At 40.9% G+C, this 16,552-nt stretch carries 21 protein-coding genes and 3 pseudogenes; 22 read left to right on the top strand and 2 right to left on the bottom strand.

Annotated elements, in window-relative coordinates:
* The first annotated feature begins 145 nt into the window (after positions 1-145).
* From G4D76_RS16810 to G4D76_RS06790, 15 genes and pseudogenes are all read left to right on the top strand, one after another.
* On the top strand, positions 146-355 hold the full coding sequence (locus G4D76_RS16810; protein ID WP_371814637.1) for a GntR family transcriptional regulator: 210 nt from the start codon (positions 146-148) through the stop codon (positions 353-355).
* A 2-nt stretch (positions 356-357) separates the two neighbouring features.
* Complete coding sequence (locus tag G4D76_RS16805; RefSeq protein WP_371814636.1) at positions 358-519, top strand: hypothetical protein; 162 nt, start codon at positions 358-360, stop codon at positions 517-519.
* On the top strand, positions 516-980 hold the full coding sequence (locus G4D76_RS06845; RefSeq protein WP_213810917.1) for an ATP-binding cassette domain-containing protein: 465 nt from the start codon (positions 516-518) through the stop codon (positions 978-980). Before G4D76_RS16805 ends, G4D76_RS06845 begins: the two co-directional genes overlap by 4 nt.
* 242 nt (positions 981-1,222) lie before the next feature.
* Entirely contained in the window at positions 1,223-1,387 is a 165-nt protein-coding gene (locus G4D76_RS06840; RefSeq protein ID WP_213810916.1) for a hypothetical protein, read from the top strand.
* An 87-nt stretch (positions 1,388-1,474) separates the two neighbouring features.
* The gene (locus G4D76_RS06835; RefSeq protein WP_213810915.1) at positions 1,475-2,056 is read left to right on the top strand and encodes a Sec62 family protein translocation protein; all 582 of its coding nucleotides are present in this window, start codon (positions 1,475-1,477) and stop codon (positions 2,054-2,056) included.
* A 120-nt stretch (positions 2,057-2,176) separates the two neighbouring features.
* Positions 2,177-2,928, top strand: a pseudogene (locus G4D76_RS06830) (YitT family protein).
* A gap of 138 nt (positions 2,929-3,066) precedes the next feature.
* Entirely contained in the window at positions 3,067-3,789 is a 723-nt protein-coding gene (locus tag G4D76_RS06825; RefSeq protein ID WP_213810914.1) for an acyltransferase family protein, read from the top strand.
* A gap of 16 nt (positions 3,790-3,805) precedes the next feature.
* Positions 3,806-4,042, top strand: coding sequence for a hypothetical protein (locus tag G4D76_RS06820; protein ID WP_213810913.1), 237 nt, complete (start codon positions 3,806-3,808; stop codon positions 4,040-4,042).
* A 128-nt stretch (positions 4,043-4,170) separates the two neighbouring features.
* Entirely contained in the window at positions 4,171-4,368 is a 198-nt protein-coding gene (locus tag G4D76_RS06815) for a PLDc N-terminal domain-containing protein (RefSeq protein ID WP_035785192.1), read from the top strand.
* Between the two features lie 151 nt (positions 4,369-4,519).
* Positions 4,520-5,614 carry a helix-turn-helix domain-containing protein gene (locus G4D76_RS06810; protein ID WP_026858931.1) on the top strand — a complete coding sequence of 365 codons (1,095 nt, stop codon included), beginning with the start codon at positions 4,520-4,522 and terminating at the stop codon, positions 5,612-5,614.
* 196 nt (positions 5,615-5,810) lie between these two features.
* Positions 5,811-6,224 (top strand): ATP-binding cassette domain-containing protein, encoded by a 414-nt coding sequence (locus tag G4D76_RS06805; RefSeq protein WP_213810912.1) that lies wholly within the window; start codon positions 5,811-5,813, stop codon positions 6,222-6,224.
* On the top strand, positions 6,221-6,337 hold the full coding sequence (locus G4D76_RS14895) for an ATP-binding cassette domain-containing protein (protein ID WP_250130256.1): 117 nt from the start codon (positions 6,221-6,223) through the stop codon (positions 6,335-6,337). Before G4D76_RS06805 ends, G4D76_RS14895 begins: the two co-directional genes overlap by 4 nt.
* A 69-nt stretch (positions 6,338-6,406) precedes the next feature.
* Positions 6,407-6,532 (top strand): hypothetical protein, encoded by a 126-nt coding sequence (locus G4D76_RS15900; RefSeq protein ID WP_256440545.1) that lies wholly within the window; start codon positions 6,407-6,409, stop codon positions 6,530-6,532.
* A 140-nt stretch (positions 6,533-6,672) separates the two neighbouring features.
* Complete coding sequence (locus G4D76_RS06795) at positions 6,673-7,437, top strand: ABC transporter permease (RefSeq protein WP_213810911.1); 765 nt, start codon at positions 6,673-6,675, stop codon at positions 7,435-7,437.
* A 148-nt stretch (positions 7,438-7,585) separates the two neighbouring features.
* Positions 7,586-7,819: pseudogene (locus G4D76_RS06790) on the top strand (NADPH-dependent FMN reductase); the annotation flags it as partial.
* A 115-nt stretch (positions 7,820-7,934) separates the two neighbouring features.
* Here G4D76_RS06790 and G4D76_RS06785 read toward each other — a convergent pair.
* Both G4D76_RS06785 and hemQ read right to left on the bottom strand, forming a co-directional pair.
* The gene (locus G4D76_RS06785; RefSeq protein WP_213810910.1) at positions 7,935-8,657 is read right to left on the bottom strand and encodes an MBL fold metallo-hydrolase; all 723 of its coding nucleotides are present in this window, start codon (positions 8,655-8,657) and stop codon (positions 7,935-7,937) included.
* Positions 8,658-8,997: 340 nt separating this feature from the next.
* Positions 8,998-9,747: a hydrogen peroxide-dependent heme synthase gene (hemQ, locus tag G4D76_RS06780; protein WP_213810909.1), complete on the bottom strand. Its 750-nt coding sequence runs from the start codon at positions 9,745-9,747 to the stop codon at positions 8,998-9,000.
* Between the two features lie 131 nt (positions 9,748-9,878).
* Here hemQ and pta point away from each other — a divergent pair, with 131 nt between their 5' ends.
* The 7 genes and pseudogenes from pta to G4D76_RS06745 all read left to right on the top strand — a co-directional run bounded on the left by pta (position 9,879) and on the right by G4D76_RS06745 (position 16,550).
* Complete coding sequence (pta, locus tag G4D76_RS06775) at positions 9,879-10,868, top strand: phosphate acetyltransferase (protein WP_213810908.1); 990 nt, start codon at positions 9,879-9,881, stop codon at positions 10,866-10,868.
* A complete protein-coding gene (locus tag G4D76_RS06770; RefSeq protein ID WP_250130255.1) occupies positions 10,858-11,673 on the top strand; it encodes a lipoate--protein ligase family protein in 816 nt (271 codons plus the stop codon). The genes pta and G4D76_RS06770 overlap by 11 nt, the downstream gene beginning before the upstream one ends.
* A 49-nt stretch (positions 11,674-11,722) precedes the next feature.
* Positions 11,723-12,901 (top strand): MFS transporter, encoded by a 1,179-nt coding sequence (locus tag G4D76_RS06765; protein ID WP_213810907.1) that lies wholly within the window; start codon positions 11,723-11,725, stop codon positions 12,899-12,901.
* A gap of 73 nt (positions 12,902-12,974) precedes the next feature.
* Positions 12,975-14,272, top strand: a pseudogene (locus G4D76_RS06760) (HD domain-containing protein).
* Positions 14,273-14,283: 11 nt separating this feature from the next.
* Entirely contained in the window at positions 14,284-14,805 is a 522-nt protein-coding gene (locus tag G4D76_RS06755; RefSeq protein WP_213810906.1) for a YwhD family protein, read from the top strand.
* Positions 14,806-14,866: 61 nt separating this feature from the next.
* Complete coding sequence (locus G4D76_RS06750) at positions 14,867-15,952, top strand: glycerol dehydrogenase (protein WP_213810905.1); 1,086 nt, start codon at positions 14,867-14,869, stop codon at positions 15,950-15,952.
* A gap of 199 nt (positions 15,953-16,151) precedes the next feature.
* Positions 16,152-16,550 (top strand): YwiB family protein, encoded by a 399-nt coding sequence (locus tag G4D76_RS06745; protein ID WP_213810904.1) that lies wholly within the window; start codon positions 16,152-16,154, stop codon positions 16,548-16,550.
* Positions 16,551-16,552 lie beyond the last annotated feature (2 nt).

Raw genomic sequence — 16,552 nt, 5'->3', positions numbered from 1 at the left:
CGTAAATACCGGCTTCGATAAAATATTTCAAACAAAATGTTTACAAATTACGCTAAGGGTTATATAGTTATATACATAGATATATAACCAGATTACTAAAAATGAAATATAAAATTGAATACAGAAATAGAAGGAGGGCTGCGATGTGTCTAACCTGCTGAATGAGAAGAAACCGATTTATGAACAGATTAGAGACTGGCTGGCTGATCAGATTATTGACGAAACGCTCGTTGAGGATGATAAAGTGCCGTCGACGAATGAAATTGTTACGTTTTTCAAAGTGAATCATATAACTGTTTCAAAAGGTGTCACTGAACTTGTGGAAAACGGCGTATTATACAAAAAAGAGGTGTAGGTATGTTCGTAGCAGAAGGTGCACGGGACAAACTGCTGGAAGCAAGACGTGATGGATTCGTAGAAGAATATTTAAAACCGATGCTTGAAGAGGCGAAAAAGCTTGATTTAACGGAAGAGGATATACAAACAATGATCGATGTAAACAGGAGGGACAAAAAATGACATTAAAAATAGAAAACACAGCTTTAACAATTAAAAAAGAGACGATACTAACGGATATAAACTTGGAACTGATTCCTGGTAAAGTTTACGGGCTGCTTGGAAGGAACGGTGCAGGGAAGACTTCATTGCTGTCGCTGATAGCTTCTTACAGAAAAGTAACGAATGGCAGTATCACATTGGACGGCAAGAAAGTTTACGAGAATGATGAAGTAATGCAGCACATTAATTTCCTGTATAACCCGAAAGAAACCAGTGCCGACAACGATAAAATTACGGAATATATCGAATCCGGCTCCATTTTCCGCAGCGATTTCGATAAAGAGTACGCTTACCGGCTGCTTGAAAAATTCGATATTGATACAGACAAAGCGTACAGCGCATTATCTCAGGGACAGCAAGCGGCAGTTACAGCTACGCTTGGACTTGCATCGCTAGCAAAAGTAACGATCTTGATGAGGTGACGAACGGTATGGATGCACCGACACGTGAATATTCTACAGCGAAGTACTTGAAGCGGCAAACGGGAGGGAGTATTATATTCTGTCGACGCATATCATTTCAGAGATGGAGCACTTATTCGATGAAATTATTATGATTCAAAGGGAAAGGTTCTGCTGCAGGAACCGACACATGAACTGCTGGAGAAAGGCTATACGTTGCCGGGAAAGCAGAACGAGTAAGAGAATTTACGGAAAATAAACAAGTGATTAACGTGAAATTCCTCGGCGCACTGCAGATTGATACTGTGCTCGGAACAATGACACCGGAAGAATTGGAAATCGCAGAAGATGAGCATTTGGATATCTCTCCCTTGAAATTGCAAGAGATGTTTATCAGCCTGACGGATAAAAAGAAAGATAAGGAGTGAGACGATGACAACTAAATTAAAAGAGACAACGAAAATATTTATAAGTATTTCCGGTATGGTCATTTTGGTATATTGGGATTCTGCTGATTGTATATCATCTCGAATATCTTTACGAGCGAAGGACTTTCATCATTTTTCGGTTTCGGGATGACGGCTAACCGGACATATCTGTTTGTGCTGGCAATTCTTTCAGTACTGATGTTTATAGAATGGGCCTTAAATATGGGAATATCGAGAAAGACTTTCTATAAATCGCTGATGATTACCGGACTGATTACGGCAGTGTTTGTCACAGCGATAGTTGGAATTATCACATTCGTCCTATCGTTCACACCGTTTGCGGGAGATTATCTTCTTGTCGAAGATCTCAGATTTTTAACAGAATTTGAATACCTGATTTTCCACTTCATTAGCGGATTGCTGTTCTGGGCCTTGGGCGTACTGATTGCTGCTGCATTTTACAGAGGCTTCTGGGCAGGCATGCTGTCGATACTATCTGGAATTGTAGCCTTGGTAATTCTGATATTTAATGAACAGCTGCTGAACTACTTCGGAGCAATGGGCAGCATGACTGTCTATATCGGCTTTGCGCTACTGATAGCTTTAACACTTATCTACAGCTGGATTGGTTACAGAGTGATTAAAAATATACCGATAAAATTCGGATAGCAAAGAAAGACGGAATCTCACTCAAATGAGATTCCGTTTTTTAGTATAAAGCACGCTTCAACAATAAAAGCAAAAAGAGGAGTATAGTTATATAGAGAATTTTTGAAGGGAAGGATACTCATAGACCACATAAATATCACTGCTAAACGTTTATGTTTATACATTTTTGGTTTGTTTTTTCTTTCTCTGGGTGTCAGTTTTTCTATTCAGGCTAATCTGGGCGTTTCGCCCGTATCTTCACTAGCTTATGCATTTACACTTTCCACAGGAATTTCTATCGGAATTATGACGGTAGCCGCGAACGTTTTATTTATTATCATTCAAATAATTTTAAGCAAAAATTTAATGTAAGAGAAGCGAGCGTGCAGCTCTTAATTGCGTTCTTATTCGGTTTTATGATGGATATTACGTTAGCACTTTTACAAGTGTTTCCGGCTCCTGAAACATGGGTAATGCGCGGAGTATTTTTAGTTACAAGTTTATTTGTAGTCTCTCTTGGACTGCTTGGTTATTTCAGCGCGAAATTCCCGCTGATGCCTTACGATGAGCTCACACATGTTATCAGTGAGAAATTCAATATGCAGTTCAGCAAAGCTAAAATCACCAGTGACTTACTAAACGTTCTTGCAGCAGGTTTAATATGTATTGTTTTCATCCAGTCTTTAGGATCGATTGGTGTCGGTACATTGATTGCTGCGTACTTTATCGGCAAAATTACCGGCTTTATGATGAAGAAATATCAGCATCGTTTAATTCACTGGTCAGGGCAAAGAAAAGCACTTGCGGAAGAGGTTATTGAAACCGCAAAACCGACGGCAGACACAGATATAGAAGAAACACTTGAAGCTGGTGAAAAACCGGCAGCACCATAGTATATGTTAAAGAATCTCATAATTTGAGGTTTTTTTATTCGACTGACTGGAAAAACAAGTTATTACTTTCATTCTGATAAAATATTTTATAACATATTACGCAATGAAGAAAGTAAAAAAAGTGAAAGGAAGCTAATCATGAACCGCATGCCGTTTTTTGATAATGCGAGATTAATTTTAATTTTTCTCGTAGTGTTTGGTCATATGATTCAGCCGTTTGCGACAGATTCACAGCTGATCAACTCGATTTATGCATTTATATATATTTTCCATATGCCGATGTTCATCATGCTGGCAGGCTTCTTCGCCAAGGGAATCGGCAAACCGAAATACATTTTAAATCTCGCAAAAAAACTGCTGCTTCCTTATTTAATGTTTCAGGGACTGTACACGTTATTATATTTTCTGCTCGGGCGCGAGGAATGGTACAAAGGCATACTGCACCCGCAATGGGCGATGTGGTTTTTAATCAGCCTGTTCTGCTGGCACATTCTGCTCGTCTTATTTAAAAGAATGCCGGCAGTGGCAAGTATTCTTCTTGCGGTCTTTATCGGTATTGCAGTAGGCTACGTCGATCTGTCAGCATACGGCCTCAGTCTTTCGCGGACATTAGTGTTCTTCCCGTTCTTTTTAGCGGGCTACTTTATGACGAAAGAGCACGTTCAGCTGATAAAAACCAAAGGCCTGAGTATCGCAGGAATTATTTTTATGATAGCGCTGTTTGCATTTATTTATCTCTTTATCAACGTGGATGTCACGCTCGATACGGACTGGCTGTCCGGGGCAGTCGCTTATCAGCGTCTGGAAGCGGAAATGAGCGGCGGGTTGATGCGTCTCATATTTATTCTGCGGCACTCTTAATTATCAGCATGATTGCTTGATACCGTCGGGAGACTTCGGCTGGCTGACGAAAATCGGCGAGAAGACCTTATATGTTTATCTGCTGCACGGTTTTATAGTTCAGCCGTTCAGAGAGTTTGAAATACTGTGGTATAACCATTGGTATGAAACATTCTGGTTTGTACTGCTGTCTGCATTAATAGTTATTCTGCTCTCAAGCAGACCAGTGGTGGCACTGACGCGGCCGCTCGTTGAATTGAAGTGGAAGAAATAAAAAAGAGGTACAGAAATCCTTAGGGCTTCCTGTACCTTTTGCTGTTTTATGTATGATATTTCCAATAACGGGTAATAAATATGTATAATGTATTTTACATAATTAAATAACGGTAATGGGGGATTAACATGATTATAAATGTTAGGGAACTGCTGCCATTTCTAATTCCGTTAATAATATTCCAGCTGCTTTTAATGATCTCCGCCCTGACAATGATTGTCAAACAGAGGCGTTTTAAATATTTAAACAGAGCAGCATGGGTAATTATTGTTGTTGTTTTTAATATTGTCGGACCTGTCCTGTATTTTGTGCTGGAGCGAAAATAAATAAAAATGTAATGAAGCGGAAATTCGAAAGGATTTCTGCTCTTTTAATTGAAAATGAGTCAACCATTGGTTGACTTAGGCGATAATAGTATATAAATAAGAAATACATAATATTTACGTAGCACTATACAATGGAATCAGGGTGATGAAAATGAACAAGTTAAATATTAGTGAAAATATTTTTAGGCATAGAAAACGTATCGGTTATACTCAGCAGGACCTTGCAGATTTTTTAAATATTTCCAAGTCTGCAGTGTCTAAATGGGAACGGGGCAATGCTTTGCCGGAAGTAAATTATCTAGGAGAGCTCGGGATACTGTTCGATATTTCAATCGATGAGCTGGTCGGTTTTTCTCCCTGGCTGACAAAGCAGCAGATTAGAATAATCTATACTGATTTGGCTGCGAAATTCAGCGCGGAAAATTACGATGCTGTTTTAAAAGAAGTTAAAGATTATGCCAAGCGTTATTACAGCTGTTATCCATTTTTAACATCATTGGCCGGGTTGCTGGTTAACCACCTCAGTCTGACTGAGGATAAAGAAGAAACAATTGCTTGTATAGGCGAACTGATAGAGCGGATTTTATCGAATTCCGACTCACTGCATCTAAAAGAACAGATGATATTTTTCAAAGCGTTATTACTTATAAAAGAGAATAGCCACAAGGAAGTCATTGAACTGCTGAAGGAATCGACATTGCCAAAACTGCCGGTAAGAACAGTGCTGGCCCAGTCCTATTTAATGAATGGTGAAGCGGAAAAGGCGAAGTCGGCGCTGCATATTGAAATTTACGAGAGCGTTATTTTTATGATGGGTGACTTAACGATGCTGATGTATTTTGGCATGGAGGATGATATTGAGTCAGTAATCAGTAAAGGAACAGCAATTGACCACGCATTTAACTTAAAGAAACTCCATCCAAACACAGCATTAAATTTTTATCTTACTGCAGCAATGAAGACATCTGATGTTAAAGAAAAAAGTATGTTTTATTTAAAAGAGTTTTTAATCAGCGTGAAGAATCTGTCTGCAGATTACTATCTGCATGGTGATGATTTCTTCTCGGAAATTGATGACTGGATTGAGGATTTTGAATTAGGGAAAGAAGTTCCGGTAAATAAAACAATAGCGAAAGAACAGCTGATTGCTGCTGTAGAACATAATGAGTCATTTAAAGATTATAAAGATGATATTACATTTAAAAATATATTGCACAGTTTAAAGCTGTACCTGGAGGCAGACTGATATGAACACAGATATAACTGAATTGTTACCGTTTCTAATACCATTAGTAATTCTGCAGTCTGTACTGATGATTACAGCGCTGGTCATGATTATCAGACAGCAGGAGTTTAAATATTAAATAAACCGGGCTGGATACTTATTGCCGTATTTCTGAATTTAATCGGTCCGGTATATATTGTACTGGAGCGGCGATAATATGAATATATTGAAGATAGATAATCTGAGTAAATCGTTTAATGGAAAAATAGTCATTGACGATTTGAGTTTAGTTGTTAAAGAACATACGATATACGGATTTATAGGCAACAACGGCACAGGTAAAACGACAACAATGAAAATGATACTGGGGCTGTTGAAACCTGATTCAGGGGAGATTGAAGTGTGCGGAGAGAAAGTTGTCTTCGGCAAAACAGATACAAACAGCTATATTGGCTACCTGCCGGATGTGCCTGAATTTTACGGTTATATGAGAGCTGAAGAGTATTTAAAATTATGTGCGGAAATTACTAATATCAGTAAAGCAGAACGTCAGCCGAGAATAAGGGAGCTGCTTGAACTGGTTGGAATGGATAACGATCATATACAATTAATACGTACTCAAGAGGAATGAAGCAGCGTCTCGGCATTGCTCAGGCACTGATTAACAAACCGAAGCTCCTGATTTGTGATGAGCCGACGAGTGCTCTGGATCCGAAAGGTCGCAGTGAAATACTAATATTCTAAAGCGTATTACGGCGGAAACGACGGTTATTTTCTCGACCCATATCTAACGGACGTGGAACGAATCTCGATATGGCAGGGATTCTATATAACGGCAACGTTGTAGAAGAAATTAATCTGGATAAGAGTCTCGGGGATAAAGGAATTATGCTTGAGTTGTCGGGGAAGTTAAGAGCTCAGTGCGGAGATGGAAATTAAGCATGTCAGCGATTCTAAATACCGGTGAAGAGTCAGCCGCTTAAAAATATATACAAAATACTTCAGGACAAAGAGATTTATCCGGACAGTATAGTCAGAGAGAGAAGGTCTCTTGAAGATGTATATATGGAGGTGACGTCATGAACCAGGTTTCCGCGCTGTTTAAAAAAGAAATAATGGAGTCTGTAAGAAATTTCAAACTGTTTGTTCTCTTAGCGGTGTTTATCATTATCGGTATTATCAGCCCGCTAACCGCACTCCTGATGCCGGATATTATGGCAATGGTGATGGAAGACGCCGGTATTTCATTTGACCTTCCCGCCGTTACAGGTATGGATTCATATGTTCAATTTTTCGGTAACATGAACCAGCTGGGATTGCCAATATTAGTCGTTGTTACGGGCAGTATACTGACGAATGAATTTACGAGAAATACACTTGTAAACTTCTTAACTAAAGGGCTGAAGCGGCACAATGTAATAATCGTGAAGTTTTTATATACTGCATTGATGTGGACGTTTGTTTACGTATTAAGTGCTGTCACTGCATACTTATATACAATGTATTACTGGGACAACCAGCTTGAAAATATATGGGGGGCATTCGCTTTGACATGGCTTTACGGTGTTTTTCTGATTAGTGTAATTATGCTGGCATCAGCGATTTTCAGAACGAGTTTTCTCGGAGTATTATTTACACTGCTTGGGGTGGTTATCATCATGATTCTGAGCATTCATCCGGCAGCAGCGGAATATCTTCCGCAGTCTTTAATTACTTCCAATGTAGAATTGCTAACGGGCGAATCGGGACTGAGCAATGTCTTACCGGCAGTGCTGATTACTGTTGTAGCTTCAGTACTCATATTATTATTGTCGATAATGACGTTTAATAAAGCAACAATATAAGGGGATGGCACAAAAGCCATGAGAAAATAAAATGAATTATATAGGGTAGACAAAATCCGTCCGTTATACTCCAGGGGGAATAGCATCAGCGTAAGACTACAGGCTCACGCGAGACCTGAGGAAAGATAACGAACGGATGATTTATTTTAAAAATATTTTTGATTTGCTGCCGGTCAATGGACTGCAGCATAAAGTTGCAGGTATCGTTGTTACTGCGGGGTCACCAAAACATTATTTAATTGTAGAAAATCAGTTAAAACCGATTTTAGGTTATATGAAAGCACAGATTGTTCAGACGTATGTCTTTATTGAAGAACAAGATTTTCAAAGAAAAGAGCTTGTAAACGATGACGTGATATTTCGCATCGACAGGCTGATGTAAGACACTTTCCTGCTGACAAAAACCTATACGAAAATCAGAGAAGAAAAAAGCGGAATAAGGATTTTAAACAACATGAAACGCCCTGGATAAAAGTCCGGGGCGTTTTTTAGTAATGTTATAAGTCTGTCTCCCCGATTTCTTTTCGGAGCGCCGAAACTTCTGTGCGCGTCATCGGGGCAAGGTGGCCATGGATATAAGTGGCGTAGGGGATTTTGTCGACGGTTGTAACGTAGTCATAAAATTTGTCCGCATCGTATCCGCCGTCCAGTTTGTAAAAATCGCCCGTGTCGGCATCGCCGGCGAATAGCACTTTATCTTCCTGAACGAAAACGACTGCGCCGTCATCGGAATGGGGGTTAGCAATCGGTGTGACTTCGACTGTAACGCTGCCTAAGTTCAGTGTTAAGTTCCCGTCGAACTCAATGTCTGCACGAACGACTTTAATGTCGGTGATATCATCGTATTCAATTTTCATATGGGTGTCGCAGAATTCGCATTCCTCACCGGTCTTAAGTCGCTCATCCATGGCTTCCGGCGTCCATTCCCATTTTGTAAGAATGCTGAGAATTTCATTGGTTTTCGTCTGAGTCATCGTCGTGCCGGCAAAGGCGTGCATGCCGAAAGTGTGATCCCAGTGCCAGTGGGTAATCAGTGCAATTTCAGGTTTCGGCAGCCCCGCTTCATCAACCGCTTCAAGCATTGCGTTCAAATGTGCTCTGGAATTGCCTGCATCGACGAGGATACTGAACTTTTCGCCGTGTATGTAGCCGAGATTCGGACGGTCACGCTGACTGTCGAACGGCAGTATGTAAACGTGCGGTGATATTTGGGTGAGCATAATAATCATCCTTTATATAGACAGAAAACCACTTAACATGAGTTAGGTGGTTTTTATCTTGTATTATTTTCTCTTCTTCTTTTTTGACGAAGAACTCCCGTCTTTGTTAAGAAATTTTTGAACGATTTTATTTATAATAATTGGTGCGATAAAAATTGCCGCACGTTTGAGTAAACGTCCCATAAGTTTACCTCCTAAATAATAGATACTTATATATAACCATTATCTCACAGAATAAAACAAGGGAGGTAGAAAAACGTGCTGAATAGACGGAAGCTGTTGTAACCAGACAAAAAAGACGACTCCCTTGAGGGAATCGCCAGCCAATCGTAAATATAAGTTATCCGAAGTAATCAGCAATCGCATCGTTCGGAATATGTCCGCCGACGTAGAAGTCGCCGAAGACGCCGTAGCGTGCGCTTGTTTCATCGAATCTCATTTCGTAAATAATCTTTTTGAATTCGAGCATGTCATCTGATAATAATGTAACTGCCCACTCGTATTTGTCTAAGCCTTGTGAGCCTGTGATGTACTGCTTGATTTTACCGGCATATTTGCGGCCGATCATGCCGTGGTCGCGCATTAACTGTTTGCGCTCTTCCATCGGCAGCATGTACCAGTTGTCATCAAGGTCGCGTTTTTTATCCATCGGGTAGAAACAGATGAACTTAGATTTTTCCAGTGAAGGATATAATCTCTGCTGAATGTGAGGAATTTCCATCATCTCTTCAGGAGTTTTGTTTCCGCCTAAATAGCTGCTCATCTCGATTATAGATACGTATGAGTAAGTTGGAATTAAGTAGTCCGCAATCGCGAGTTTGTTAATTTCAAGCTCAAGCTTAATCAGCTCGTCTGCTGTCGGGCGCAGCAGCCAGACGATAACGTCTGCTTTATGTCCCATAATATTGTAGAATGCATAGTCACCTTCGTGTTTTTCATGCACTTCTTCCTGTCTGTTTAAAAATGCCTGCAATTCATCTGTCAGCGCATTTCTTTCATCTTTGTCCAGCACACGTAAACCTGCCCAGTCCACGCTGTAAAGCAGGTGCAAGCTGTACCAGCCATCTATTGTACTTACCGGTTCACTCATCTTAGTCTCTCCTTATTAAGTCATTACTTCTATTCTAGACCAATGGAAAACGTTTTAACAAGAGATTCTGTTTAAAAGATGTGACAAAACACGTATAATATACTTAGAGTATAGTAGCCAAGGAGGATATAATGAGTAAATTCATTAAAGATCTTAAAAATAATTTAAATGGTGAAAACATCAGAATTGTATTTCCAGAAGGTACAGATAAAAGAATTCTGACTGCAGCAGCAGGACATTTATCAAACAGCTACGTGCATCCGATTGTTCTCGGTGATGCTGACGAGCTTAAGCAAATTGCCGCAGAGGAAAACATTAATATAGAAGGTTTAGAAATTTTAAATCCGAAAACGTCCGAGTTAAGCCCACAGCTTGCCGGGAAATTTTGTGAAGTCAGACAGGGCAAAGTGACGCTTGAACAGGCTGAAGATATTATCCAAAATATAAACTACTTCGGAACGATGCTTGTGCATACAGGCTATGCTGACGGATTGGTGTCAGGTGCAATACATTCGACGCCGGATACAGTCCGTCCTGCACTGCAGATTATAAAAACAAAAGAAGGCGTGTCGAAAACGAGCGGGATATTCTTTATGCGCCGCGGCGATGAATTGTACGTAATGGGAGATTGTGCAATTAACCCGACACTGACTGCTGAAGAGCTTGCGGAAGTTGCGGTTGAAACAGCGAAGACGACGATGAGCTTTGGTATTACACCGCGTGTTGCGCTCTTAAGCTTTTCTTCAAAAGGATCTGCGAAAACAGAAGAAGCGGAGAAAGTCCGTTTAGCAACTGAATACGCACAGGATAAACTTCCAGATACACTAATCGACGGCGAGCTGCAGTTCGATGCGGCATTTGTTCCCAGTGTAGCAGAGAAGAAATCTCCAAATTCACCGCTCGAAGGGAATGCGAATGTCTTTATCTTCCCATCTCTTGAAGCGGGTAATATCGGATATAAAATTGCTCAGCGTTTGGGCGGATTTGAAGCTTACGGACCTATTCTGCAGGGCCTGAACAAGCCGGTTAATGATCTGTCACGCGGTACGACGACAGAAGAAGTATATAACCTGGCATTATTTACAGCAACACAGGTGATGGCGAATCGTCATGACAGCTGAATTTTTTAACGGACCGGTGGAGGTCATTGATAAAATGCGAACGGAACATCCTTTTGAATCGTTTGCGTTTGATGATTCCCTGCAGCATCAGATCAGTGAAGACGATGTGCCTAAAGTACGTTTTTGGGTGCATTCGCCTTATATTATATTAGGGCTTCAGGATGCGAGACTGCCGAAACTGTCTTACGGACTCGACTATATTTCGGATGCAGGCTTCGATTACATCGTGCGCAACAGCGGAGGTTTAGGTGTTGTGCTGGACGAAGGTGTACTGAATATCTCTTTAATTTTACCTAAAGCAGATTTTCCTTACATAGAAAAAGGCTATGATATAATGACAGAGTTAGTGACAAAAATGTTTCCGGAAGGAAAAATCGAAGCGTATGAAATTTCAGCCAGCTACTGTCCCGGCACTTATGATTTAAGTATCGGCGGCAAAAAATTCGCAGGTATTTCCCAGCGCCGCATTAAAGATGGTGTTGCGGTACAGATATACTTATCTGTTACAGGCAGCGGTTCAAAACGTGCATTAATGATGCAGGATTTTTATCGTGATGCACGTGCAGAAGAGAGTGCGAAATTTACATATCCGGTAATTAATCCAAATCATATGGCATCGTTAAATGAACTGCTGAATACAGAGTTCTCGATTCAGGACGTGGAGGAACGCGCCTTAAATGTACTCCGTGATATGGGTGCAGAAATAACGGACTATCCGGTGCTGAACGATGAGCAGCAGGCTCAGTACGAACAGCTCCTCAGAAACATTAAAGAACGTAATAAAAAATACGTATCTTTTGACTGACCAGTATATTTTATACTGGTTTTTTAATTTTTATGAAAGAAGGAATAACATGTCGACAAGTGCTTATGCACCGAGAATATGGACAAAAGAATTTACAGCAATTTTTGCATTCCATTTTATTTTAATGGGGGCAATGTATTCAACATTAGTAACAGTCGGAAACTACGCAATTGAAAAATACGGTGTCAATCCGAGTATTGCCGGCTTTGCAGCAAGTATTTTTATCGTTGGTGTACTGGTCGGACGGGGTGTGACAGGCTACCAGATAAACCACCTCGGCGCCCGTAAAATTATGCTGGGCGGCACAGTGATTTACTTTTTAACTTATATTTTATATTTTCTTGATTTCGGATTAACTTTTTTAATTGTGACACGGCTGTTAAATGGTATTGCAACAGGGATGATCAGTACAGCGCTTAACACGCTGGCGACGATATCCGTACCGGAAGAACGCCGCGGTGAAGGAATCAGCTACTTCAGTTTGAGTATGGTGGTGGCGAGTGCCGTCGGACCGTTTTTAGCATTTCTGCTTCTCGAACAGATTTCATTTGAAACGATGTTAATTTACGTGGGTATTTTAATGCTCGTTGTTGTGCTGATGATCCCGCTGATTAAAACAAATAACGTTACGAAAGACACAGCAGTCAAGCCGGAAAAATTTGTGATGATTGAGAAAAACTCGCTCAGAATGCTCATGTCGATATTTTTAATGGGGCTCGCTTATTCAAGTGTGCTGTCCTTCCTCAATACTTATGCAATAGAAATCGATGTCGTTAGAGCGGCGAGTTTCTTCTTTATCGTCTATGCGGCGGCTGTACTTGCAACCCGGCCGTTTACGGGCAGACTGATTGACCGAAAAGGTCCGAATATTGTTATTTACCCGACGTTTATATTAATGGCAGCAGGATTTCTGCTGCTCGGCTACGGTTCGACGGGACTTATTGTCCTCGTTGCCGGTTTTCTTATCGGCCTCGGTTTCGGCAATTTCCAGTCAGCCGCTCAGATTATCTGCGTGAACATGGCGCCGAAAGAAAATGTCGGCCTCGCCACATCGACGTATTTTATTATTTTAGAAATTGGTCTCGGCTTCGGTCCTGTATTTTTAGGACTGCTCGTACCATTTGCCGGCTACAGCGGAATGTATTTACTATTAATTGTACCGATACTTGCCGCAGGTTTCGTTTACTTCCTGATGGTTGGAAAACGCGGCACCGGTTCATACAGTTAAACAGGTTGAAACGGTCGGCTTACCCGGCCGTTTTATGATATTATTGGGGTGTTAAGGGAGGCGTAACAGCGTGATGATGAGTGACTACAGCAGGAAACAATTACAGGAAGAAAAAGTCTTTAAAGATCCGGTCCACCGGTACGTTCATGTCCGCGATCAGGTCATCTGGGATCTGGTGAAAACGAAAGAATTTCAGCGGCTCCGCAGAATAAAACAGCTCGGCACTTTGTATTTGGCATTTCACAGTGCAGAGCATTCACGCTTTAACCATTCGCTCGGGGTGTATGAAATTGTCCGCCGGATGATTGAGAATTTTGAAGAATATCCTGAATGGGACTCAGGTGACCGTCTGTTAGCCTTGTCGGCGGCATTGCTGCACGACCTTGGGCACGGGCCGTTTTCTCATACATTTGAAGATATATCCATACAGATCATGAAGAATATACGAAAAAAATTATACTGGAAGACACTGAAGTGAACGAAGTATTATCAAGAGTGTCACCGGATTTTCCGCGTGAAGTTGCGGAAGTCATCAACAAGACACATCCGAATAAACTGGTTATCAGTATGATTTCAAGCCAGATTGATGCGGACCGTATGGATTATCTGCAGCGGGATTCTTTTTATACCGGTGTCAGCTACGGTAACTTCGATATGGAACGCATACTCCGCGTGATGCGTCCGTCAAAAGATGAAGTGCTGATTAAAGAAAGCGGCATGCACGCAGTGGAAGATTATTTAATGAGCCGCTATCAGATGTACTGGCAGGTCTATTTCCACCCGGTATCGCGCGGTGGGGAAGTTATGCTGAACCTGGTGATGCAGCGGGCAAAAGCACTGTATAAATCGGAGTACAGCTTTAAACAGAAGCCGACATATTTCATACCATTTTTTAATGAAGATGTCACCGTTCATGACTATCTCCGGCTGGACGAAATGGTCGTGAATTTTTATCTGCAGGAATGGGTACATGAAGAAGATGAGATATTAAGTGACCTTGCCAGCCGTTTCGTAAACAGAGACCTGTTTAAATATTTACCGTTTGACGGTTCTATTATTACGATTACAGAACTGAACGAATTATACAGAAAAGCGGGCATAGATCCGGACTATTACGTCTTCAGCGACAGTTATTCAGATCTGCCGTACGATTACGACAGGCCGGGACAGAACAGAAACCGCAGACCAATTCACTTGCTGCGTCCAAACGGTGACATTAGGGAAATAAGCTCCCAGTCGGCAATTATTAATTCAATTACCGGCATTCACCGTTTAGGTTCAAGATTGTATTATCCGAAAGAAAAAATATTGGCGATTAAAGATTTAAACGTCAAAGCAGAGATTATTAATTTACTGAATGAACTCGATTAGGAGGTATAACATTGTCTGAAGAACAACCAAAAAAGAAACCGGGATTCCAGTTTAATATTATTAAAAACGATCCGCTCGACGGTCACAGAGGACAAAACTTCGGCTCGATAAGCCTTGAAAATATCGCACCGGTCTACATTAATATCGAAACGCAGGAAGCGAAGCTTGATATCGGCGGACTCCACGGCAAAGCTGAAGTTGAAAAACGTGTAAAATGGATTAAAGATAAAGAAGAAGCGATGGGCCCAGATGCTAAAGAATATTTCCTCGTCTGGATCGCTGTGGAACGTGCGGAAGCAGGAGCGGTTTATAACGGCGTCGCAGCATGTTATTTAATGGTGAACAAAGAAAAACGCCGCGGTTACAAAATGATGCACGAACATGTCAACAGTTTAGACGACGCAATGAAGGGCCGCATTAAGCTCGACGCGCTCGATGAACGTTCGAAAGAAACGCTGAAGCAGTTTATGATGAACCACAACGAAGAAATGTGGAATATTTCACAAAAAATGCAGGAAGCATTCAATAATTAGCAATATAAAAAGATCATTGTTAAAATGAATTTTAAACATAATATTTTAGGAGGATTTAAACATGTCAAAATTAGTATTTCAATCTCCAAGCCGTTATGTACAAGGTACGGGTGTCATTAGTGAATTAGGTCAGGAAACAGCAAAAATTGGTAAAAATATCTTACTGATTGCAGATGAAGTTGTCTGGGATATTGCTGGGAAATCAGTGGAAGAAAGTTTCGAGAATGTAGATGTTAAATATAATCATATACAGTTTTCAGGCGAAGCTTCGGACAAGGAAATCGAGCGTCTGACTGATGAAGGGAAAAGTTTCGGCAGCGATGTTGTGATTGGTCTCGGGGGCGGTAAAACACTCGACACAGCTAAAGCAGTTGCGGATAAGCTTAGTGCACCAACTGTAATAGTGCCGACTACCGCATCTACGGATGCTCCAACAAGTGCATTATCTGTAATTTATTCAGATGAAGGTGTCTTTGAAGGATATAAATTTTATGATAAAAATCCGGATCTTGTGCTGGTAGACAGTAAAATTGTTATCGGCGCACCGCCAAAATTCTTTGCTTCAGGCATTGCAGATGCAATGGCGACATTAGTCGAAGCGAGTGCAACAGTCAGACGCAATGGAGATACGATGGCTGGAGGGAAACCGACTTTAGCATCACAGGCAATTGCTGAAAAAGCTGAAGAAACTTTATTCCTGTACGGTATCGAAGCTTATGAAGCGGCTAAAGACGGCCTTGTTACTCCGGCAGTTGAAAAAGTAATAGAAGCGAATACACTGCTGTCAGGTTTAGGATTTGAAAATGGCGGACTTGCAGGAGCACATGCTATACACAATGGTTTCACTGCATTACACGGTGATATACACAACTTAACTCATGGTGAGAAAGTGGCATACGGTACGCTTGTACAATTAGTACTGGAAGGTCGTCCGGGAAATGAAATAGCTGAGTATGTAGATTTTTACGAAGCGCTGGAAATGCCAACGACATTAGCTGCAATGCATTTAACCGATGTCTCCTTTGAAGATTTAGTTGAAGTCGGCAAACTGGCTACAGGAGACGGTGAAACATTGAAGAACTTAGATCCGGAAATTACACCGGAACAAGTCGCCGAGGCAATATTAGCTGTAGATAAGTATAATTAACAGCTTTAGAATATATGTCTTTTTTGTGTCTTTTGGATTAGACATTGCACAATAGCCAATCTATGGATAAAATAAAGAGTAGTTATAGACATATAACTAGGACATAAAGGCGGGGCATATTGCCCTGCCTTTTTTTATTTTTCATCAAACCAATGATGCGCCTGTTATGATATAATTTACGATACTGAAGGTGATAAAAATGACCGGAACTATAACACATGAATGTAACTTAACTCAACTGGTATTCATGCACGGTGAAGAGACAAAATACGAACAGAAACTGCAAGTATCCGAACTGGAAAAAGGGGATACTTATTTGCGCTATACTGAAGCGCTCGATGACTATGAATTAAAAGTAACTGTGCGGCTCGGAGACAACTTCGTTAAACTCCAGCGGCGCGGCATTATCAATATGAATTTCCATTTTGAAGAAGGTGTGAAGACGGATACGTTTTACGACTCTCCGGCAGGCAGGCATCACTTTGAAATAGTGACACACGAACTTACAACCGGTGACGGTACACTGAATATTAAATATGATTTATTTGAAAGCGGCACGTTGCTCGGCAAATATAAATATACGTTGGAGAGGATTTAATT

Source organism: Jeotgalicoccus sp. WY2 (assembly GCF_018437745.1).
Classification (GTDB): Bacteria; Bacillota; Bacilli; order Staphylococcales; family Salinicoccaceae; genus Jeotgalicoccus; species Jeotgalicoccus psychrophilus.
This window is presented reverse-complemented; position numbering and strand designations above follow the sequence as displayed.